Source organism: Bdellovibrionales bacterium (genome assembly GCA_018266295.1).
Taxonomy (GTDB): domain Bacteria; phylum Bdellovibrionota; class Bdellovibrionia; order Bdellovibrionales; family Bdellovibrionaceae; genus JACMRP01.
In genome coordinates this window covers 643,920-663,650 of sequence record JAFEAQ010000004.1, presented here as the reverse complement: position 1 = coordinate 663,650, position 19,731 = coordinate 643,920, and the positions used below count along the sequence as shown (strand labels likewise).

The window sequence follows — 19,731 nt, the reverse complement described above, 5'->3', positions numbered from 1 at the left end:
GATTGACAGTACGCTGTCAATATTTCAAACTGAGACCTATGTCCAGACGAACGCCGGCGGGAGACGCCTTTTCATTAGTAGCAGTTAAAATCATGTACCTTAACGGGATTCTTTTAGAATCCGGAGACCGCATAGCCTCAGTCGCAGGACAAACTTCTGCGAGATGGAGAGTCCTCGCCGCTGCTGAAATGAAACTGATGACAGTGGCCGAAATCGCCCGCGCCTTGAGCTTAGCTCGCCAGAGTGTGCAACGACTGGCGGATTCGCTGACGGAGGAAGGTTTAACCACGTACAAAGACAACCCCAACGACAAGCGCGCAATGCATTTAGCACTGACAGCGTCCGGGCGCAAAGCGCTCACGACGATTCAAGCTGAGCAAAGAAAATGGGCCGATGAAGTTGGAAGCCACATGAGTGTGAAATCTCTCAAAGAGATCGATAGCACTCTTCGAGAGCTGATTTCAGCCCTCGAAGAAAAACCGGAATAGTTACTTTTTATAAGCAAGCATCAAGCCATCACCAACGGTGAGCAGGCAAGAATTTACGCGGCGATCTTTACTGACCTTTTCATTCATCGCGCGAATGGCTTTAGTCGTATCGTCTTGAACGCTTGGGTCCGCCACAGCGCCATCCCAAAGCATATTATCCAAAACAATCAGACCGCCGGGACGAAGAAGCTTTAAACAAGCTTCATAGTAACCGTCATAGCCTTTTTTATCGGCATCGATAAATGCAAAGTCGAAGCTTCCAGCTTGGCCGTCGCCAATAAGACCATTCAATGTTTCAATCGCAGGCGCCAAACGCAGATCAATCTTTTTAGAAAGCTTGGCTTCATCCCAAAACTTTTTACCGATGTTCGTCCATTCTTCGCTGACATCACAGCAGATGAGCTTTCCGCCTTCTGGCAATACAGCTGCCACTTTCATGGCCGTGTACCCAGTAAAGGTTCCGATCTCTAAAGCTTTCTTGGCATTCACCGCTTGTGCGAGAATTCCCAAGAAGGCTCCGACATCACTACTGCTGATCATTCCGCCGGACTGTAGTTTGCTGGTCTCTTTGCGAAGCTTGCCTTCCAATTCAGTTTCGGTAGTGATTTTTTCCGCAACATAGCGGGCGACTTTTTCAACTGTAATAGAACTTTTAACGACGAGATCTTTACTCATTTTCTCTCCAAGCGGCATTGAGCGCCTCTACGAATGTTTCTACAGGCTGTGCACCAGAAATTAAATACTTTTCTGCCAGAACGAAAGCAGGCACACCTGAGATTCCCAACTCGTTTGCAACTGCCTCATCTTCACGAACTTCAGCAGTGTACATTTCAGACTCAAGCATATCTTTGATCTCTGTGGGTTTTAAACCCGCTTCCGAGCCCAGCTGAATCAGCTCATGGTGCGAGCTCACGTCTTTTCCCTCTGAGAAATAAGCGGCAAAGAGCTTCTCGGCCATCAACGGCTGAACACCGCGGTCTTTTGCTAAATGCAAAAGACGATGTCCATCGAAATGATTCGTCAGAATTGCGGCTTCTAGGTCAAAGTGAATTCCTGCTTGCGCCGCACGCTCTGTCACAGAGGCGTTCAGGGTACGGGCTTTCTCGACGGTCATATTGTATTTCTTCGCCAGCATCTGATCCATGCTGACGTTTTGATTCTTGGGTGCATTCGGATCCAGTTCAAAACTATGCATTGTCACCTGAACTTGATCCTTATACGGGAACTGAGCCAATGCCGCCTCGAAGTTTCTCTTTCCGATGTAACAGAAAGGACATGCTATGTCGGACCAAATATCTACTTTCATGCTGTCTCCTAGTTCGTATGAATCTGCTTATCAAGAACGGCACGCAGCTCTGTAGTCAGCTTCTCAGCTTCTTCCGGGCGCCCGTGATAAGCCGCAGGCGTATTTTGGAACATCGCCACTTTCCAATCCCCACCTTTTTTCACCGCGATCATTGTTTGCACGGCATTCACCGCAGGATTGATATCAGAGTACCCACGCGGAACCATACCCACATTAGCACGAACCATCGCCGTGTCGGCAGCCAGCTGGCGAACTTCACGAACAATGTGGATAAAACGCGCTGTCGGATACTGAGCAAAGATCGGAGTGAGGTGCGCTTCGATATCTTTCAATGTATTCACCTGACTGCCGTCAAAACCCACCATGCTACCATCGTCAGTAAAAAGATTTGCCATGCCTTGGCCTTGCTTTTCATTCCACTGATTCAGCAACTCTTTATAAAGATTTAAAACTTTTTCTTCGTCAGCAAACTTTGTCGTCATGAGGTGATCTCCTAAGGCAGTTTATCATTTGGCAGTGGAATAAAGTCGACTTCGCCTTCAACGTGCCCGAAGGTTTGGTCCTTCCAAGCGGCAGCGGCTTGATGAATACGTTCTTTGCTTGAAGATACGAAATTCCACCAGATATGGCGCGGCTCCGGGAATGGCTCTCCGCCGATCGCGAGAATGCGTGTGTTCTCGGCGTACTGGATATCAATATTTTTCGGATCAGCCACCAGAATCAAATCATCGCCCTTAAGCTCATGACCGTTGATCGTTGCAGAACCATTTACTAAAAACAGGCCTAATTCTTGTTCATTGAAAGACCATTTGTCGTGACCCGCTTGTTCGCACGGAATATCCATAAATAACGTGCGTGACAGGCACTTCACCGGAGACTTTGCCTCACCGTGCTCGCCAATCATGACTTTCGCGTTAATATTCTTTCCAAATTTCAAACGTGGCATTTTATCACTCGGCCAGTGCGCAAACGTCGGCTCACATTCTTCATGCTCCACCGGCAAACCCACCCAGATTTGCACTCCGTGCATCCACTTGTGTGGATGAGCGACCTGATCTTCTTTTGGAGTTCTTTCTGAATGAACGATCCCGCGTCCCGCTGTCATCCAATTCAGATCACCCGGAGTAATCATTTGCTTTGAACCGATGCTATCGCGATGATAGCCGCGACCATCAAAAAGGTAGGTCACCGTTGCAAGACCAATGTGTGGGTGAGGGCGCACATTCATCTGGCGCTCTTCTGTTACTTCCATCGGCCCCATGTGATCTAAGAAAACAAAAGGCCCACAGAAGCGTCGCTGGGCGCTGGGCAGTGAACGATGAACTAAAAAACCACCTAAATCTCTTTCACGTCCGTGAATAATAATGTCTTCCATATGACAGTCATAATTGCTTATCCCCCTCATAAAAACAATTGATAAGACAAATAACAGGCTTTCCATTATTCTGGCTGCAACTCGTCGATGAGGATGACAACTCTACGCACACGACAGTACGAATCAAAAGCGCCGGATTTCCCGGAAGCTGGATGGCACCGCCCACACGAGTCTTGGGCTCCAGTATCAAAGACACAAATAAATGAAGACCCACCATAGGAGGTGCCAAGTGCATCAAGGGCGAAGTTTTATCGGCGAGATAACGCCGGTACAGGGACAAACCATTTCTATTTGCGGATGGATTTATTATCTCCGCGTATTAGCGCAAACCACGTTTATTGTTGTGAAAGACTGCACCGGAATCCTGCAGTGTGTGATGCCGACGAATTTGGATAATAATGATCTGCATCTCAGACTGGATGATTGCGTTGAAATTAATGGCCATGTGAATTTGGACCCACGTTCTCAATCTGGTTTTGAACTGCACGTGACTTCCATTCGAAAAATCAGCGAGTCTTCACTCGTGCAGCTGCCATTTAACTCTTCATCGCAGGTCGAGAAGATTTCTTCGGAGCTACAAATCGAAAATCGTCCGCTGGTTTTACGCAGTGAAAAGTCCGGCGGCATTTTTAAGTTGCAGGCATCTGTGATCGAACTCTTTCGCGAGTATTTGCGGAAGAATCATTTCACCGAGATCGTAACATCGAAAATCGTTGCTGGAGGAACTGAGGGCGGAGCGAACCTTTTTCAGATGAAGTATTTTGATAAAGTGGCGTACCTTGCGCAGAGTCCGCAGTTTTATAAAGAGCAAGGAGTCGCTGGATTTGAGCGCGTGTTTGAGACAGGTCACGTTTACCGGGCCGAGCCCCACGCAACGAGCCGGCACTTAACGGAGTACTACTCCCTCGACGTCGAGATGGGGTTCATTCAAGGCCCCGAAGAGATTATCGAACTTGAGCGCGATTTACTCAACTTTATGTTTGAGCGTTTGAACTCTGAACACCAAGCAACCCTCGAAGCTTTTCAGCAAAAGCCGCTGATCAGTCTCGAGAACGCTCCGGTGTGGGAATTCGGCGAGTGCCTTGAAAGATTGAAACAAGCGTTTGGCAGAACAGACCTTGTCGACGATTTAGATGGTGAGGCTGAACGGCAGCTTTGCGCTCTTGCAGAAAAAGAGTTTGGCGTGCCTGCGGTTTTTGTTCTAGGGTTTCCGCTCTCTGCGCGGCCGTTCTATACAGCTCCGCGTGGCACTTCGGGCGCGGCGCAAAGCTTCGACTTACTCTATCGTGGCCTTGAAATTACTACTGGTGGTCAAAGATTACACCGCCGCAGTGAACTCGAGGCCGCCATCAAGCAGCGCCGAATGGAAGTGGCTTCCTTTGAAAGCCATTTGCGTATGTTTGAACTCGGCATGCCCCCGCATGGCGGATTTGCGATTGGAGCTGAACGTCTCACCGCGCAGATCCTAGGACTTACAAACGTGCGTGAAGCGACACTCTACCCGCGCGACAGAAACCGACTGACGCCTTAAAGACACACTAAGGGGGAAAAGACCTCTTTTCCCCCTTTCTTCTTTGAACCGATCAATGCAAGTGATTGCCAAATGAGACGAACAGGATCATTCTGTGCACATTCGCCCGGAGGATTCTATGCAATTTGTCCATCCTGAGAAACTCAATGGGAAGAAAATCGTCATCGTTGTCGGCGGCGGCTTTGCCGGTCTTAACACCGCAAAGAAACTTGCTGCTCAAAAGGGACTTCACGTTCTTCTCATCGATCAACGCAATCATCATTTGTTTCAGCCACTCTTATATCAAGTTGCCACTGCCGGACTAAATCCCGCAGATATCGCGGTTCCGATCCGAGCGCAGTTTCCAAATACATCCAATATCGAAGTCCATCTCGGTCGCATCACCGGTGTGAACCTTGACAAGAAATCTGTGTTCAGTACCGTGAATGATGAACCCGTCGAGATGGCCTATGACTATCTTGTCTTAGCTTGTGGTGCTCAACATAGTTACTTCGGCCGCAATGACTGGGAAGACTTTGCTCCAGGACTCAAAACATTGGAGCAGGCCACCGAGATCCGCCGCCGTATTCTTTCGGCTTTTGAGCAAGCAGAGAATGCGCTGGATATTGCCGCGACCAAAAGCCTTCTCACATTTGTGGTTGTCGGTGCGGGACCGACTGGAGTCGAACTCGCCGGAGCCATTGCTGACATCAGCCGCACCGTCTTGGTGAAAGACTTCCGCCGTATCGACCCGAAAACAGCCCGGGTGATTTTAGTCGAAGCCGGGCCACGGGCTCTGGCCTCTTTCCCCGAGGATCTCTCAAGTCGCGCTGTCCGAGATTTGCAAAAGCTCGGCGTAGAAGTCAGAACCGGCGCTCGCGTTGAAAATATCAGTAGCGAAGGCGTTCAGATCGGCAACGAGTTCATTCCTGCAACCAGTGTGTTCTGGGCCGCCGGCGTTCAAGCCGCGAAAATGGAATTCACTCCGCCCGTCGAAAAAGACCGTGCCGGCCGCGTGCTTGTCGGTAAAGACTTTTCTCTGAAAGACCACCCCGAGGTTTTCATCATCGGTGACATGGCCGCTTTTGAATATGCTCCTGGAAAAATGCTGCCGGGGCTTGCCCCTGTGGCAATCCAGGCCGGCCACTTTGTGGCAGAAGCCATTCTCGGCGACCTTGCAAGTCACCCGCGCAAAGAATTCGTATATTTTGATAAAGGTCAGATGGCAACCATCGGCAAACGTCGCGCGATTGCCTTATCCGGCCACCTCAAGATGACCGGCTACCTCGCATGGCTTGCGTGGCTCTTTGTGCACATTTTCTATTTGATTGATTTTAAGAACCGCGTTTCTGTTCTGACCCAATGGGCATGGAACTATCTGTTTTCAAAACGCGGCTCACGGCTGATAACGGAAAAAGACTGGAAACTTAAGACCTAGTTCTGGCCTTTATTCGATTTTCCACTTTTCTTCGTGGCATCAGGCAAATCTGCTTTGTAGCCACGCAGCTTTTCGTCATTCGTCCCTTGAACGGTCGTATCAATGTCGCACGCTTTGATTTTCTCATAGAAATCTCGCGAGAACTCACACTTCATATTTTTAAACTGATCTGGCATCGTGAGGTTCTCTTTATCATAGACAAGCTTTGATACGCCGACTCGGCCCTTGATATCGCCAGAGCCAAACGGTTTCTTTAATTTGATCGTTAAATTCAATTTCTGGTTATCCGTCGGATGCATCTCGCTGATTTCAACGTTGCACTGGTCACCGCCCTCGGCCACGCGCGAAATCACGTTCACACCACGGGTGCCAAGATCCGTCGTCTTGTCTTTAAAGACCTGATAAATGGCACGTTCACCATAAGTGAAGTCCGAATTCATATCGATACGGATATGATTTTCGGTCTCGTCGACTTTTTCTGAACGGCAGAAAATACCTTGCGATACCTCAGGTTTACTTTTTACTTCGCAGTCATTCAGCTGCTTACGCATTTTTTTACTGAGAATTTTGCAAGAAGCGTTGGCGAATGCGGAGCCTTTTTTCCCTTTCAAGGTCAGATCCTGATCCTCATAGACAAGTTTCATCGGCATCTTGGTGTCTTCATCTTTGCCTTCAACAGTTTGCTCAAGACTTAATACACATCCCGTGTCAGACGCTTCGGTTTTTGTGATTTCCAATGCTTGCGCCGGTGCTTCTGCCTTTGCATATCCCTCTAAAGAGAAAATCGTTTTCCATTTTCCGCTTTGGGTCGACATTACAGTAAACGTGTTAGTATAGCCCGCCTTGTTTTTGCCACCTTCGCAGGTAAATAAAACTTCTTCTTTCACAGCAAAAGCGCTGCTCGCAGACAATAGAAAACCAAAAGCTAAAAAGGCAATTTTCATTGGTGCATTCTCCTGCCTCCAGTATAGCTGGAATTCTCGCAGGAGGTGTGCTCCGCTCTGAATCTAGACAGAAGTTCAGACGTAAGTTCCGCACGCGCGGAGTTCTCCGAAGGTGGGATTTTATGGTGGGATGTGAGAATGCGCGATCTGCGCTTGATTTTAGTGGCGCCCACCATCAACTGGTGCGGGCGAAGAGGAGAACCTGAAAAAACAAATATCAAGATCTTCGCCCGGCTGGCCAATTGATTGATTTTTAACCATCCATAAGAAATTCTTATGGATGGTTTTTAGAGCTCCCAATCCCCGGAAGCTTCTGGCTGATACTTAATTCCCGTGACCGTCAGCTGACGCGATTGTCCGTTCGGCATAGGCCAATCAATGCTCTGCCCCACTCGTAATCCAATCAGCGCAATCCCCACAGGCGCTAGCACAGAAACGTGACCTTTTGTCACATCCGCGTCCTTAGGGAACACCAGCTTAATTTCTGATTCCCTGCCGGTATCCTTGGCCACAAATGTCACGATGGAGTTCATAGTCACCACGTCACCGGGAATTTCTTTCTGACTCACCACCTCGGCGCGGCCGAGTTCTTCCTCGAGCGCCGCCGCATTCGGACCGTGAGAATGCAGAATTAATAATGCTAAACGTTCAAAATCTTGTTCCGTTACTAGGATGGATTCACCCGTAGCCATAGAGACCTCCTGGTTGTTTAAAAAAACTAAATTGTAAGAAAAAATAAATGCGTCGGCCGCTTAAGAGCCGACTTAAGAAATAGAGACTGTCACCCGGTCTAGAAGACGAGTATGTGAAATATATGATTTTGTAAACACAAGTTCAAAAAGCATAAGCTACTGTACCACAAGACTAACCCTTTCGTAAGTGATTCGAGTCTCATTTTAAGAAAGAAGATCTCAGGCTGATACGCCCGGGAATGTTTAAATTTTCGTATAAGAAGTTTTCAAAAGGGACTTTAGTCTCGGCATAAATTGCCGATATACTATACATCCAGTATGTAACAGGTGAGGACTCAAATGCTTAAATACACTGCAACTTTGTTTATCTGCACTCTTCTCGCAACGTCTGCGTACTCAGTACAGGACAACACACGCGTTTTGGACTCTCAGGGCGAATTGATCCTGACGAAGGCTGAGAACGTTGGTTTGCAAATGACGGATCAGTGCAAGTCCTTCCGTATCTCGAAAAACCCACCACTGGTCCCACGTTTGAAATGCCGTTGGTCTTAATTATTGGGCTGCTTTTTGGTTCGTAGCTGGCTTCGGTGAAGCCGGCTTCACTGCAGGCTTCTTCGCCTCTGTCGGAGTCGCCTCGTCCGTTGCCGCAAGGGTATCGACCTTGCACTCAGAGATCTTCGCAGCAAGATCTCCCATAAACTCACACTTCATATTTTTAAACTGATCCGGCATCGTCACGGTCTCTGTTTTTCCATCATCAGTCTTAGCCGTAATTTTTGAAACCTCGACTCGTCCTAAAGCGGCATCGGCGAACGGCTTCTTAAGGCGAATCACCAATCTGAGTTGCCTATCAGCGCTTTCTTTAGATTCCGTCACAGTAACAACACACTCATTCCCATCGCTGACTAAGTTGGATGTGATCTCAGACGATCTCGTTCCCAGCTTTGAAGCCTTGCCTTGATAGACCTGATAAACTGTGCGCTCGGTGTAAGACACATCTTTATTAGAATCGATGCGGATATGGATTTCGGTATCATCCGAATTATCCGAACGGCAAAGCATGCCTTGTGAAACTTCTTCTTTGTCTTTGATTTGGCAGTCATTAAGCTGTTTACGTAGATTCTTACTAATGATTCTGCAGGGAGCATTGCCAAAGTTCGAAGCAGTCTTATCCTTCAGAGTCAGTTCTTTATCTGCATAAACCAAATTGAGCGTACGTGGCTTGCCATTGATTTTTTGATCAAGTGTCACCACACAGCCATTGTCTTTTTTCGATTGATTACTGAGGGTGATTACATCGTAAGGAACATCGCCTTCACTCATAACACCTTCAGCTTCGACTGTCGAAACCCAGCGTCCGCTCCGTAAAGACTCCACTTTGTAGATAGGAACCACTCCGCTCGTGGTTTTGCCGCCTTTGCAGCTAAAAAGCACTTCCTCTTGTGCCGCTAACACATGTGTTGCAAACACCAAAGAACTCAAAATGAAAACGAGCATTTTCATCCACTTCTCCTATCAATTTTTATTATAAACGTTTTTTGAACTAAGATATGTTTGGGTCAATGAATCTGGACTTAGGATAGAAGTGACAAAATGGCCGAGATCACTTGCCTTCAGCCGAGCGAAGGTTTAGTTATAGGCCATGACAAACTCCCTCTCTCAATCTCACCCTCTGTCTCTGTCTCGATTTGTTTTGTGGTCTATGACAATTGCCACTGGGCTTTGTGTAGGAAACATCTACTACTGCCAACCGCTCCTACATCAAATGCAAGACACCTTCGGCGCTACACCCCAACAAATGGGACTCATCCCGACCTTAACCCAATTCGGGTACGCCGTGGGAATGCTCTTTTTGATTCCGCTCGGCGATCAAGTCGAACGCCGCCGTTTGATTTTTATTTCGACCATTATCTCCGCGTTCTCTCTTTTGGGTATGGCCTTCTCACAGAACGCATCCGCTGCCATCCTCATGAGTTTTGCTGTCGGAGTGACCACTCTCACTCCTCAGTTCATCATTCCTTTTGCCGCTCACATGGCTCCGCCGGCAAAACGCGGGCAAGTCGTCGGCATGGTCATGAGTGGCCTATTATTAGGAATTCTTCTTGCTCGCACGGTTGCGGGATTTATCGGTGAAGCCTTCGGTTGGAGGGTCATGTTCTCTTCCGCCGCTGTGGTTTTGTTCATTGTCGCTTTTGTCTTGCGTGCCGTTTTGCCGAAAAGTGAGCCGACTTTCAATGGCAGCTATCTTCATTTGCTGCGCTCAGTATTTCAACTCGTTAAAGAGCAGCCGATTTTGCGAGAATCCATGCTCTTGGGCTCTACACTGTTTGGCGCATTTAGCGGATTCTGGGCCACGCTGATTTACCTCATGGAATCTCCGGCGTTTCAATTGGGCCCTCGCACTGTGGGGCTCTTTGGTGTGTTGGGTGCATTAGGTGCTTTGGCAGCTCCTGTGGTGGGACGTTTTGCTGATAAGAAAAGTCCACGGGTTGCCATCGGCGTCGGTATTCTGCTCTGTGCGGTGGCCTTTGTTATTTACTGGCTGTGGGGTGGTCATTCGCTGATTGCTCTGGGCGTTGGTATTTTACTCATGGATGTGGGATTGCAAGGCGCACACGTTTCAAATCAGAGCCGTGTTTTCTCTCTGATTCCAGAGGCTCGCAGCCGTTTGAACACTGCTTACATGTTCGCTTACTTCATGGGCGGAGCCGCCGGCTCTTGGGCTGCAAGTTATGCTTGGCAAGTGGCTCAATGGGATGGTGTTTGTATTTCAAGCCTGTTATTTGTCGGTGTGAGTGCGTTCGCCTATTTCCTCGGGAACAAGGACAAGAAGCGCCCACACCTGTCTAGCCGATCAACAGCGAACGGCTAGAACGCGAGTTCTACTCTCATACTGCCGTTTTGGCACCAAAGAGCTGGAACCGGCTTTGCAAACACCTAAGTCATGGCAAAGCCGGAGCAAACAGACATTTATAGCTTCTTAAAAAGCGTCTCAGAACGATACGCTTCACGTCCAGCATTCTTCGGCCGCCAAGGCACTGCTGAAAATCACACGTGGGTTCCACTGACCTACAGTGATGTTTGTCATCATGCGGAGAAACTCGCACAAAAGCTGGTCTCTTTGGGCCTTGAAAAAAGTGACCGCGTTCTGATTCTGGCAAAATCTCGCCCTGAGTACTCTGTCGGATTTTTTGGGATCCCACTTGCTGGCGGCATTATTGTGCCTGTGGATATCCGATTAAGCCTTGCTGATCAAAAATTTATTTCTGAATTCTCTGAAGCTAAATTCGTCCTCTGCATGAATGATGAGACTCGTGCTATTGGGGAAAAGCTTGTGCAAAACTCCGCGCAAGAACTTCGCCTGCTTAATATCAACGACGTCATGACCGAAGATCTCGCTGTTACAGCGGATCTCACATCCCTTTCGCGCCCTCCTGATGAAACCTTCCTGATGGCTTTTACTTCTGGCACAACAAGCCAGCCTAAAGCTGTAATGTTAACTTTCAAAAGCGTCCATTTCCAAGTCGACCTCGCAGGTGAGTTGTTCAGCACCAAGAAAGACTTCCGCTTGCTGTCCATTTTACCTCTTCACCACATGTTTGAGATCACCGGCGGATTTTTGTTGCCGTTTAGCCGTGGTGGCAGCGTGTATTACGCGAACTCCTTGATCCCACATCAGATTATTTCATTCTTTAAAGAAAATAAAATTCGCGATTTGCTGGTTGTACCCCTCTTCTTGCGCACACTGAAAAAAGGCATTGAAAGCGAAATCCGCACTTCAGCCTTAAAACGGATTTGGTTCTATTCAACGCTGCGTTTGGCGCGTTTTATTCCAAGCAAATCCATTCGTCGCATCCTGTTTTATCCTCTCCATAAAAAATTCGGCGGCGAACTTCATCAAATCATCTCCGGCGCCTCGGCGCTCGATTTAAAAGTGGGAAAATTTTTCGACCTCATTGGCGTTTCAGTCTTTGAAGGTTATGGCATGACTGAGACAGCTCCGGTCATTTCGTGCAGCTCGCCGGGAGTTAAAAAACCCGGCAGTATTGGTAAAGCCCTTGAGGGAATCGAAGTGAAGCTGCACCCTGAAACTCAAGAGATCTTGGTTCGCGGCCCTATCGTGATGCAAGGATACTTTAAAAATCCTGAGGCAACAGCGGCCTGTATTTCAGCCGACGGCTGGTTTAACACCGGTGATGTTGGCGAAATTGATTCCGACGGTTTTATTACTATCAAAGGACGCAACAAGGACTTGATCGTCCTTGGCAGCGGTAAAAAAGTTGCTCCAGAAGAAGTCGAAGAAAGCCTGCGCGAAATCCCGAACGTCCAGGAGATCTGTGTCCTCGGGATGAAATCAAGTCAGGGCGCTACAAAAGGAACAGAAATCGTGACTGCGGTTGTTGTCGTCAATCCCGCGGATGCTATACTTCAAGAACAAATTCAAAAATCACTGCACCAAGCGACTATGCAACTAAGTTATTACAAGCGTCCTTCGAAATTCATCTTCCTGACCGAACCGCTTCCTAAAACAACAACATTAAAAGTTAAAAAGAATTTAGTTAAAGAACTCCTATTAAAACAAAGGATCACTGTATGAACATGACTCTCGTCACTTTACTCCTCGTGAATTTCGCTTATATCGGCATTCTTCCGCGCATTTTCTTTAAAAAAGACGGCCGCTATAATTTGATGTGGTGGATGACGGCGGGTCCTTTGTTCTTAAATGCGATCGTGATCTTCTTGCAACAGGTCGGCGTGATCAATCTCGAAACCTACTGGTCACTTCCCCTTGCCGGCGAAATCGCCGTTGTGATCCTAAGCTCCTTCTCCATCGGTATGATCTCTTACACAATGGGTACTCACCGTATCCCCCTCGCACTTTGGCACCAAAATAACGATGCGCCAGCAAACATCGTAACTTGGGGTGCTTACAAGTACATCCGCCATCCGTTCTATAGCTCTTTCATCACAGCACAGTTGGCTTCAATCATCATGATGCCTCACTGGATTACATTCTTGGGTATGGTTTGGTGTATCGTGATCTTGAACCGCACGGCGGCTCGAGAAGAAAATAACTTGTCAAACTCGGCCTTTGGTTCTGAGTACCAAAACTATATGAAAACGACGGGTCGCTTCTTTCCTAAAATCGGAGCTTAATAATGAAATCCGTTTTCGTTCACGACTTGGCTTATTTCCTGGGTGACCAGAGAGTGTCGATTGAAGAATCGTCTAAGGCCGGCCGTCTTCTTACAGACTACCAGCAATTTGTCGAAGCGGGCTTCGTGTTTCACCGCATGAGCTCGCCTTCGCAGAATGCCTATGACTTGGCCGTGGGCGCAGTTTCACAAATTAAAAATGCGCTGATCAACGTGAACTCGATTGTCTATGCGACATGCCTGCCTTTGAATGGCAATATTGGATCTTTTAATAAGTTTAAAGAAAGCCGTGATGTGAAATACCTCATGGACTATCCAGCAAGCCACTTGCAAGCCGATTTCGGTCTTGAAAGTGCGGCAGTAATTGGGCTGAACCAGCAAGCTTGCACGAGCATGCTTGGATCTTTGCGCCTTGCCCGTGCTTTGATCTTGTCAGAGCCAGAGCAAAAGAAAATCCTCTGCGTCACAGCAGATCGCTTTCCAGAAGGCGCTTCTTACGAACAGGCTTATAATGTGATTTCTGACGGCGCTGCTGCATGTGTCGTGAGCGACGAAGAAAAAGGCTATCGCTTGATTGCAACACATGCGTTGACGAACGGTGCTTTGGCGCAAGCGAACGACGACGAAACTGTCGGCAGCTATTTCAGTTATACTCATAGACTGCTTACGGAGCTTTTTGAAAAGTCCGGTCTTAAAATCGAAGATATCGACTGGATTATCCCACAAAACACCAACGTGAATGCATGGGTGATTTTATCCCGCCTTTTGGGAACTGAGTTTGAAAAGGTTTACTTCAAATCTATTCAGGAAGTCGGCCACATCATCAGTTCAGATAACATTGTGAACTTGGTTAAAATCGAAGAAGACAAGCTTGTAAAACCAGGCCAGAAGTTGCTGCTCTTCATGGCAGGCTTTGGTTTGAACTGGCAGGCCGTCATCTTAGAGAAGGTGTAGTATGAGCCACGATATCTCACAAGTTGCTAAAAAGCTGACTGCTCAATCCATTAAGGGATTCTACAATCCTTTTACCCATATTCAATTCCCTGAGCAGCTTGAGAAGAACAACTGGTTTCTGAGCCCCGAGCTCATCTCCATCTATGGCACACCTGAATGGGAAGCTCTCAACGAAGAGCAAAAGAAAAAACTCAGCTTCTTTGAAGAAGTGAATTTCTTTAGTCTGAATGTTCATGGTGAAAAGTCCTTGCTTGAAGGTCTAACTCGTCGTTTGTACGAGAGTGAAAACCAAGATGTGACGGATTATATCCATCACTTTATCGATGAAGAAAACAAACACATGTACTTCTTCGGTACTTTCTGTGAAAAGTACGCAGGCAAGATCTATCCAGATCGCAAAATTGTTTTTCCACGTGAATATGCACCTGGCGAAGAAGAGTTTTTATTTTTCATTAAAGTCTTCGTTTTCGAAGAGATCGTGGACTATTACAACGTGACGACAGCTCGAGACGAGCGCGTGATGCAGCTTTCTCGCGATATCAACGCCAATCACCACGAAGATGAAGTTCGTCACTTGGCATTTGGCCGTGTGATTTTGAATGACCTATTTAAAACATTCTCTCCGCAGTGGCCCGCGGAAACTCTGCAAGGCATTCGCGACTATATTCGTGGTTACTATGTGACAACTTGGCGTGAATACTACAATCCCGACATCTACGTAGATGCCGGGATTGAAGACGCTTACGACTTGGCTTCGCGCGTATTTGAAAGCGACAAAGCCCGCGAACACCGTGCGCGCGCTTCCCGCGCAAGTCTCAATTATCTAAAAAAATGTGGCATTATCGAGGAGATTTTCGAGTTATGAAAACAGAACAAGAAGTCAAAGAAACACTCCGCCAATGGGTTTTGAAAAAGTCTAAGAAAGTAACAGAAGCAGAACTTGCCTTTGATACACACCTTTTGGAGACCCGCATTTTGAGCTCACTCCACGTGATGGAGTTAATTTTGGAAGTCGAAAAAATCAAAGGCTCGAAATTCAATCTCAAAGCGATTAAACCAGGTGCTTTCAACACAATTGACAGTATTTATGCTTCCTTCTTTGGGAGTACAACATGAGTGAAATCAAATTCACTGAGATTCCTGGCTATAAATGGATTCCAAACGGACAATCGAATCTGAGCGGATCTATTTTTGAGCTCTTTAAAGCTCTTGATGCGATGTTTTTAAGAATTGCAGCGACGGCCCAGGCTCGTGAATTTTATTTCCCACCTTTCATTCAAGCGGCAGAACTCAATAAGCTTGATTACTTTAAATCATTCCCTCATTTGATTACTTTCCCGGTGGCTTTGGATCAGAACGATGCCAAGAACCTGGAAAAGTTCACTGAAGGCCCCCGTTTTAGCGACGGCAAAGTCCATCTTACTGAAATCGACAAGGTCTGCGACTGTTTAACGCCGGCCGCTTGTTATCATTTCTATATCCACTTCCAAAATCAGGATCTGCAGGAGCCTTTACACCTGACAACACGTGCAAATTGCTTTCGTCGTGAACTTTATTATAAACCTTTGCAACGTCAGTGGTCTTTCAACATGCGTGAAATCGTTTGCATCGGTCCCCAAGATCACGTTCGCAGCTTCGTAAAGAAGTACCGTGATATCGTGACTGAGACACTCGCCAAACTCGATCTCGGCATTTCTTGGGAAGTCGCCACGGATCCTTTCTTTAATCCCGAGAGCAATCCAAAGTTCATCATGCAACAACTGGATCCTGTGAAACACGAAATGATCTTTAATAAAGACCTCTCGATTGGCTCGACCAATTTCCATAAAGATTACTTTGGCGAAAGTTTTAACATCAAATACCAAGGCGAAACAGCAACTAGTGCTTGCATCGCTTTCGGTTTAGAAAGATGGCTCTTTGCCATTGTCAGCCGTTACGGGACGAATCCCGCTCACTGGCCGATGAAGGAGATCCAAAATGGCTAAGATTCTTCTGACCGGCGCAACCGGTTACATCGGCAAAAAACTCCTCGAGCAGCTTCTCACTGAGCGCTCGGAAACTCTTTTAGTGCCTGTGCGTGCAGGTTCCGCAGAGGAACTTGAAAAGCGCAAAGCAGATCTTTTGAAAGATGTGCCTACGGCTCAGCACGCGCGCGTTGAAATAGTCCATAGTGATTTAACAAATCTCGTGGAAAACCTGCAAGCTCAACGCAACGATATCAACATCATTATCCACAACGCCGCAAAAACCGCGTTTAACGTTGATGAAGCCACCGCGAACTCTGTGAACCGCGATGGCTCTTTGGCGCTATTAAAGTTTGCCTCTGAATTACCGAAACTAGGAACCTTCACTTATGTGAGCACTCTCTATGCTTCAGGTATGGCAGCGGGTCCGATCAAAGAAGAATTCTTTAGCTCTCCTGTTTTTGCCAATCACTACGAACGCTCAAAATGGGAAGTCGAAGAGGCCATTCGCACTCAATTCACAAACCTCCCGTGGAGAATCGCTCGCGTCGCTACGATCATTGCTGATGGCGATAGCGGCACTGTGATTCAGCACAACGCCATTCACAACACTCTCAAACTTTTCTACTATGGCTTGATTTCTTTGCTTCCAGGCCGCGCTGAGACACCGATTCACCTTGTGGACGGCGAATTCACTGCGAAGTCTTTAGCCGCCGTCGTGAACAAAGGTCAGAGTCAGAAAATCTATCACGTCTGTTATGACCAAGCCGCGAGTATTCCACTCGGTCGATTTATTGATATTGCTTTTGAAGAATTCAACAAAGATGAGATGTTTAAATCAAGGCGCTTGCTCAAACCTCTTTTTGCTGACGAGAAATCTTTTGATACGCTCGTGACAAATATGAAAGGTTTCGGCGGCAGCGTTTTGAATCAGGGTCTCGCGAGTATTTCTCCGTTTGGCCGCCAGCTCTTCGTGAAAAAAGAAGTTTCTAACCAAGCACTTCAGTCTTTGCTCCCAGGTTACAAGACGGCAGCCATGGAAGATATCGTTCGAAAAACTTGCCAGCACCTTGCTCAAACAAAATTCACTAAAGGAGGCGCCTAATGAAAATCCAGCCTTTAACAGAGAATGAAAGATGGCTTCTGAGCTTTTACCGCACGAGTGAAATTTCGGGTGCCCTCTTTTTCGGCCGCCTCGCCAAATCATTGCCTCCAGGTCCGATTCAAACGGATCTCACGAAACATTTTGCCGATGAATCCCAGCACTCTTGGTTCTGGACTCGTTGTTTGCAAACCCTTGGACACGAACCTATCAAACTCGATACCGCTTATCAGGACCAGTATATTTCTGCTGCGGGAATGCCGGCGAATATCATGGAAGTTTTGGGCATCACGTTGATCTTTGAAAAACGCGTGATTGGGCAGTATGCTCTTCACCGTCAGGCTCAGGACTTAAATCCTGAGATTAAAAAGACACTCGACCTCATTGTTGAAGATGAAAAGTGGCACATCGAATGGGTGACACAAGCTCTGAAAAACATGGAGGGCGAATACGGCAAAGAACACATCGATAAAACGCTCAAACGCTTCTACGATGCGGACAAAGAAGTCTATCAGAAGACAGTGAAAGAGCATGAAGAGCGCATTGCTGGTATTTTAAAATTTAAGAAGGACTAAGGTAGAACCATGTTAGATAATAATAAGATTAAAACTCGCATTAGCCAGATTTTGAGTGTTCCTTCAGAGAAGATCACTGACAACGCAGTCCTTCAAGAACTGGTTATCGACTCTTTCATCCTCATTGACATGGTCATCGATCTCCAGAACACTTTTAATATTAGATTAAACCAAGAGGATTTGATCCCGGTGAAAACAGTGGGGGATCTGATCTCGGTCATGAATAGCAAAACTTAGGGACCTCAATGCAAGCAAATGAAATTCTCGCCTTAAAGAACGTTGTTAAGACTTATCACCTGGGCGAGACGACCGTCCCAGCATTGCGCGGTCTGAATCTCTCGATCAAAAAAGGTGAGTTCACAGCTCTCATCGGAAAATCAGGTTCAGGTAAAAGTACTCTTCTCAATCTCGTCGGTTGCATCGATTCACCTGATAACGGACAAATCATTTTCGACGGCCAAGACATCACTCACTTGGACGAAGTGCAAAAAAGCTCCCTCAGAAATCACAAGATCGGTTTTATCTTTCAATCCTTCAATTTGATTCCAGTTCTCAATGTTTATGAAAACATCGAACTGCCACTGGTGATTCAGCCTGAGGTCAGCGCTGAAGAAAGAAAAAACCGCGTTCTTGCGGCCCTCAAAGATGTCGAGCTTGAGCAGTTTGCCCACTACCCGCCGGACAAACTCTCAGGTGGTCAGCGCCAGCGCGTGGCGATTGCTCGGGCCCTTGTCACTCATCCGACATTGGTTCTTGCCGATGAACCGACCGCGAACTTAGATTCCAAAACAAGCCATAAGATCATCGACCTTCTTTTGGACCTCAATCAAAAGAAGCACATTACTTTCTTGTTCTGCTCACATGATGAAAAGCTTATTGATCGCGTCGGCCGTATCATCCGCATTCAAGACGGAGTGATCACAGAATGACGTTGTTTAGTAAAATGGCCCTTCGCAATCTCTGGAAGAACAAGCGTCGCAGCTTTTCAACCGGGATTGCGATCATCGCGGGCTTTACAGGTCTTTGCCTCTTAGGCGGTTACATCATCTACGTAGAGCACTTCATGCGCACAAGCTCTGTGTACGTGAATCATACGGGTCACATCGCCATTTATAAAAAAGGCGGAGTGGACGGCTTCTACAATAATCCTCGCAAGTTCCACCTGAGTGCCGATGATATCCAGAAAATCCGCGATATCACAGCACAAGAACCCGCGGTTGAATTCACAGTCCCAGTTCTTCAAGGGATGGGTCTTCTCAGCAATGGAAATAAATCCGTTCCTTTTGTTGCCTATGGCATTACACCGGCTGATGAAAAGCGTATTCAAACGCATCCACAAGTCGTTCGTTGGACTCCTGAATTGGTGCCGTCTTCAAAAGAGCCCTCAATCAAGGATGCCGAAGGACCACTTGCTGAAACGATCTCTGTAACAAAGCAGCTAGGAACATTGATCGGCCGCAAAGCTCCTTTCACGGATCTATCCGTTGCTGAAAGAGATGTTCAGCTTGCGGGCCGAACTTTTGATGGCGATCTGAATGCCGTCAACGCGAACTTAGGTTTTAAACATACTACCGGTATGATGATGGCCGAAGACACGAGCCTCATTGCGCCACTCAGTGTGCTGCAGAACCTTTATGCAACAGACGGCGCAACTTACCTGGCGATCTACTTGAATCCTGAAGCCAGCGTCAGCAGTGTTCAGAAAAAGATCCAAACAAAGATCGATGCTGCGGGTTTTGACTTCCAGACAGTTCCTTTTGACGATGATTCAATAGGTCTCTTTTACGTGGGAACGCTCGGGTTTCTTTATATCATGGCCGGCTTTTTTATCTTCTTGATTTTTAGTGCCGTCGCCCTTTCGATCGTGAACTCCATGACCATCGGAATTCTTGAGCGTGTTCGCGAAATCGGAACTTTGCGCGCGATTGGATTCACAAATGCACAGACAGCCTGGCTATTCACACTCGAGAGTCTGTTCCTAACAGCAATCAGTTTGGTTTTCGGTTACATTCTGGCGCAGGCAATAGCCCTAGTGATGAATTCAATGAATATCCGTTTCGACCCCCCAGGCATCGCCGGCGACATGCAGTTTATGATGAATCCGGATACTTGGTTCTGTTTCATCTTGGCGATTCCGATTATGATTATTTGTCTTATTTGTGCATACGTTGTTTCCAAGAAACTTGTTAACAAGCCGATTATTCACCTTTTACAACAGGCAAACTAG

General features: G+C 47.1%; 23 protein-coding genes. 16 read left to right on the top strand and 7 right to left on the bottom strand.

Features of this window, described 5'->3' with window-relative positions; genetic code table 11:
* The first annotated feature begins 38 nt into the window (after nt 1-38).
* Nucleotides 39-488, top strand: coding sequence for a MarR family transcriptional regulator (locus JSU04_03645; protein ID MBS1969370.1), 450 nt, complete (start codon nt 39-41; stop codon nt 486-488).
* On the opposite strand, the gene JSU04_03640 is transcribed toward JSU04_03645, so the two are convergent.
* The 4 genes from JSU04_03640 to JSU04_03625 are packed head-to-tail and all read right to left on the bottom strand — an operon-like array spanning nt 489 to nt 3,169.
* Nucleotides 489-1,163, bottom strand: a complete 675-nt coding sequence (locus tag JSU04_03640) for a class I SAM-dependent methyltransferase (GenBank protein ID MBS1969369.1) — start codon at nt 1,161-1,163, stop codon at nt 489-491.
* A complete protein-coding gene (locus tag JSU04_03635) occupies nt 1,156-1,794 on the bottom strand; it encodes a DsbA family oxidoreductase (GenBank protein ID MBS1969368.1) in 639 nt (212 codons plus the stop codon). The genes JSU04_03640 and JSU04_03635 overlap by 8 nt, the downstream gene beginning before the upstream one ends.
* An 8-nt stretch (nt 1,795-1,802) precedes the next feature.
* Entirely contained in the window at nt 1,803-2,276 is a 474-nt protein-coding gene (locus tag JSU04_03630) for an SgcJ/EcaC family oxidoreductase (GenBank protein MBS1969367.1), read from the bottom strand.
* A gap of 11 nt (nt 2,277-2,287) precedes the next feature.
* Nucleotides 2,288-3,169 (bottom strand): pirin family protein, encoded by an 882-nt coding sequence (locus JSU04_03625; GenBank protein MBS1969366.1) that lies wholly within the window; start codon nt 3,167-3,169, stop codon nt 2,288-2,290.
* A gap of 229 nt (nt 3,170-3,398) precedes the next feature.
* Here JSU04_03625 and aspS point away from each other — a divergent pair, with 229 nt between their 5' ends.
* Nucleotides 3,399-4,700 carry an aspartate--tRNA(Asn) ligase gene (gene aspS / locus JSU04_03620; GenBank protein MBS1969365.1) on the top strand — a complete coding sequence of 434 codons (1,302 nt, stop codon included), beginning with the start codon at nt 3,399-3,401 and terminating at the stop codon, nt 4,698-4,700.
* Between the two features lie 118 nt (nt 4,701-4,818).
* Nucleotides 4,819-6,117: an NAD(P)/FAD-dependent oxidoreductase gene (locus JSU04_03615; GenBank protein ID MBS1969364.1), complete on the top strand. Its 1,299-nt coding sequence runs from the start codon at nt 4,819-4,821 to the stop codon at nt 6,115-6,117.
* Here JSU04_03615 and JSU04_03610 read toward each other — a convergent pair.
* Together JSU04_03610 and rnk are read right to left on the bottom strand one after the other, a co-directional pair.
* Nucleotides 6,114-7,061, bottom strand: a complete 948-nt coding sequence (locus JSU04_03610; protein ID MBS1969363.1) for a hypothetical protein — start codon at nt 7,059-7,061, stop codon at nt 6,114-6,116. The genes JSU04_03615 and JSU04_03610 overlap by 4 nt on opposite strands.
* Before the next feature lie 287 nt (nt 7,062-7,348).
* Nucleotides 7,349-7,753, bottom strand: a complete 405-nt coding sequence (rnk, locus tag JSU04_03605) for a nucleoside diphosphate kinase regulator (GenBank protein MBS1969362.1) — start codon at nt 7,751-7,753, stop codon at nt 7,349-7,351.
* A gap of 339 nt (nt 7,754-8,092) precedes the next feature.
* Between rnk and JSU04_03600 the strand changes: the two genes are divergently transcribed.
* The gene (locus tag JSU04_03600) at nt 8,093-8,305 is read left to right on the top strand and encodes a hypothetical protein (protein MBS1969361.1); all 213 of its coding nucleotides are present in this window, start codon (nt 8,093-8,095) and stop codon (nt 8,303-8,305) included.
* On the opposite strand, the gene JSU04_03595 is transcribed toward JSU04_03600, so the two are convergent.
* Entirely contained in the window at nt 8,306-9,256 is a 951-nt protein-coding gene (locus tag JSU04_03595) for a hypothetical protein (protein ID MBS1969360.1), read from the bottom strand. It lies immediately after the preceding gene.
* 199 nt (nt 9,257-9,455) lie between these two features.
* On the opposite strand from JSU04_03595, the gene JSU04_03590 reads away from it, so the two are divergent.
* The 12 genes from JSU04_03590 (at nt 9,456) to JSU04_03535 (ending at nt 19,731) form a co-directional block, all read left to right on the top strand.
* Nucleotides 9,456-10,625 (top strand): MFS transporter, encoded by a 1,170-nt coding sequence (locus tag JSU04_03590; protein MBS1969359.1) that lies wholly within the window; start codon nt 9,456-9,458, stop codon nt 10,623-10,625.
* A gap of 72 nt (nt 10,626-10,697) precedes the next feature.
* Nucleotides 10,698-12,350 (top strand): AMP-binding protein, encoded by a 1,653-nt coding sequence (locus JSU04_03585; protein ID MBS1969358.1) that lies wholly within the window; start codon nt 10,698-10,700, stop codon nt 12,348-12,350.
* On the top strand, nt 12,347-12,910 hold the full coding sequence (locus JSU04_03580) for an isoprenylcysteine carboxylmethyltransferase family protein (protein ID MBS1969357.1): 564 nt from the start codon (nt 12,347-12,349) through the stop codon (nt 12,908-12,910). The genes JSU04_03585 and JSU04_03580 overlap by 4 nt, the downstream gene beginning before the upstream one ends.
* Before the next feature lie 2 nt (nt 12,911-12,912).
* The gene (locus JSU04_03575) at nt 12,913-13,863 is read left to right on the top strand and encodes a hypothetical protein (protein MBS1969356.1); all 951 of its coding nucleotides are present in this window, start codon (nt 12,913-12,915) and stop codon (nt 13,861-13,863) included.
* Between the two features lies 1 nt (nt 13,864).
* Nucleotides 13,865-14,728, top strand: coding sequence for a diiron oxygenase (locus JSU04_03570; protein MBS1969355.1), 864 nt, complete (start codon nt 13,865-13,867; stop codon nt 14,726-14,728).
* Entirely contained in the window at nt 14,725-14,979 is a 255-nt protein-coding gene (locus JSU04_03565; GenBank protein ID MBS1969354.1) for a hypothetical protein, read from the top strand. Before JSU04_03570 ends, JSU04_03565 begins: the two co-directional genes overlap by 4 nt.
* Nucleotides 14,976-15,848 carry a hypothetical protein gene (locus JSU04_03560; GenBank protein MBS1969353.1) on the top strand — a complete coding sequence of 291 codons (873 nt, stop codon included), beginning with the start codon at nt 14,976-14,978 and terminating at the stop codon, nt 15,846-15,848. The genes JSU04_03565 and JSU04_03560 overlap by 4 nt, the downstream gene beginning before the upstream one ends.
* Nucleotides 15,841-16,932 carry an SDR family oxidoreductase gene (locus JSU04_03555; GenBank protein MBS1969352.1) on the top strand — a complete coding sequence of 364 codons (1,092 nt, stop codon included), beginning with the start codon at nt 15,841-15,843 and terminating at the stop codon, nt 16,930-16,932. Before JSU04_03560 ends, JSU04_03555 begins: the two co-directional genes overlap by 8 nt.
* Nucleotides 16,932-17,504 carry a ferritin-like domain-containing protein gene (locus JSU04_03550; protein MBS1969351.1) on the top strand — a complete coding sequence of 191 codons (573 nt, stop codon included), beginning with the start codon at nt 16,932-16,934 and terminating at the stop codon, nt 17,502-17,504. The genes JSU04_03555 and JSU04_03550 overlap by 1 nt, the downstream gene beginning before the upstream one ends.
* Before the next feature lie 9 nt (nt 17,505-17,513).
* The gene (locus tag JSU04_03545; protein ID MBS1969350.1) at nt 17,514-17,741 is read left to right on the top strand and encodes an acyl carrier protein; all 228 of its coding nucleotides are present in this window, start codon (nt 17,514-17,516) and stop codon (nt 17,739-17,741) included.
* Nucleotides 17,742-17,749: 8 nt separating this feature from the next.
* Nucleotides 17,750-18,433: an ABC transporter ATP-binding protein gene (locus JSU04_03540; protein ID MBS1969349.1), complete on the top strand. Its 684-nt coding sequence runs from the start codon at nt 17,750-17,752 to the stop codon at nt 18,431-18,433.
* A complete protein-coding gene (locus tag JSU04_03535; protein MBS1969348.1) occupies nt 18,430-19,731 on the top strand; it encodes an FtsX-like permease family protein in 1,302 nt (433 codons plus the stop codon). Before JSU04_03540 ends, JSU04_03535 begins: the two co-directional genes overlap by 4 nt.

Coding starts and splice junctions, on each gene's coding strand:
- JSU04_03645 (MBS1969370.1), top strand. CDS start 39: ATGTCCAGACGAACGCCGGCGGGAGACGCCTTTTCATTAGTAGCAGTT.
- JSU04_03640 (MBS1969369.1), bottom strand. CDS start 1,163: ATGAGTAAAGATCTCGTCGTTAAAAGTTCTATTACAGTTGAAAAAGTC.
- JSU04_03635 (MBS1969368.1), bottom strand. CDS start 1,794: ATGAAAGTAGATATTTGGTCCGACATAGCATGTCCTTTCTGTTACATC.
- JSU04_03630 (MBS1969367.1), bottom strand. CDS start 2,276: ATGACGACAAAGTTTGCTGACGAAGAAAAAGTTTTAAATCTTTATAAA.
- JSU04_03625 (MBS1969366.1), bottom strand. CDS start 3,169: ATGGAAGACATTATTATTCACGGACGTGAAAGAGATTTAGGTGGTTTT.
- JSU04_03615 (MBS1969364.1), top strand. CDS start 4,819: ATGCAATTTGTCCATCCTGAGAAACTCAATGGGAAGAAAATCGTCATC.
- JSU04_03610 (MBS1969363.1), bottom strand. CDS start 7,061: ATGAAAATTGCCTTTTTAGCTTTTGGTTTTCTATTGTCTGCGAGCAGC.
- rnk (MBS1969362.1), bottom strand. CDS start 7,753: ATGGCTACGGGTGAATCCATCCTAGTAACGGAACAAGATTTTGAACGT.
- JSU04_03600 (MBS1969361.1), top strand. CDS start 8,093: ATGCTTAAATACACTGCAACTTTGTTTATCTGCACTCTTCTCGCAACG.
- JSU04_03595 (MBS1969360.1), bottom strand. CDS start 9,256: ATGAAAATGCTCGTTTTCATTTTGAGTTCTTTGGTGTTTGCAACACAT.
- JSU04_03590 (MBS1969359.1), top strand. CDS start 9,456: ATGACAATTGCCACTGGGCTTTGTGTAGGAAACATCTACTACTGCCAA.
- JSU04_03585 (MBS1969358.1), top strand. CDS start 10,698: ATGGCAAAGCCGGAGCAAACAGACATTTATAGCTTCTTAAAAAGCGTC.
- JSU04_03580 (MBS1969357.1), top strand. CDS start 12,347: ATGAACATGACTCTCGTCACTTTACTCCTCGTGAATTTCGCTTATATC.
- JSU04_03575 (MBS1969356.1), top strand. CDS start 12,913: ATGAAATCCGTTTTCGTTCACGACTTGGCTTATTTCCTGGGTGACCAG.
- JSU04_03570 (MBS1969355.1), top strand. CDS start 13,865: ATGAGCCACGATATCTCACAAGTTGCTAAAAAGCTGACTGCTCAATCC.
- JSU04_03565 (MBS1969354.1), top strand. CDS start 14,725: ATGAAAACAGAACAAGAAGTCAAAGAAACACTCCGCCAATGGGTTTTG.
- JSU04_03560 (MBS1969353.1), top strand. CDS start 14,976: ATGAGTGAAATCAAATTCACTGAGATTCCTGGCTATAAATGGATTCCA.
- JSU04_03555 (MBS1969352.1), top strand. CDS start 15,841: ATGGCTAAGATTCTTCTGACCGGCGCAACCGGTTACATCGGCAAAAAA.
- JSU04_03550 (MBS1969351.1), top strand. CDS start 16,932: ATGAAAATCCAGCCTTTAACAGAGAATGAAAGATGGCTTCTGAGCTTT.
- JSU04_03545 (MBS1969350.1), top strand. CDS start 17,514: ATGTTAGATAATAATAAGATTAAAACTCGCATTAGCCAGATTTTGAGT.
- JSU04_03540 (MBS1969349.1), top strand. CDS start 17,750: ATGCAAGCAAATGAAATTCTCGCCTTAAAGAACGTTGTTAAGACTTAT.
- JSU04_03535 (MBS1969348.1), top strand. CDS start 18,430: ATGACGTTGTTTAGTAAAATGGCCCTTCGCAATCTCTGGAAGAACAAG.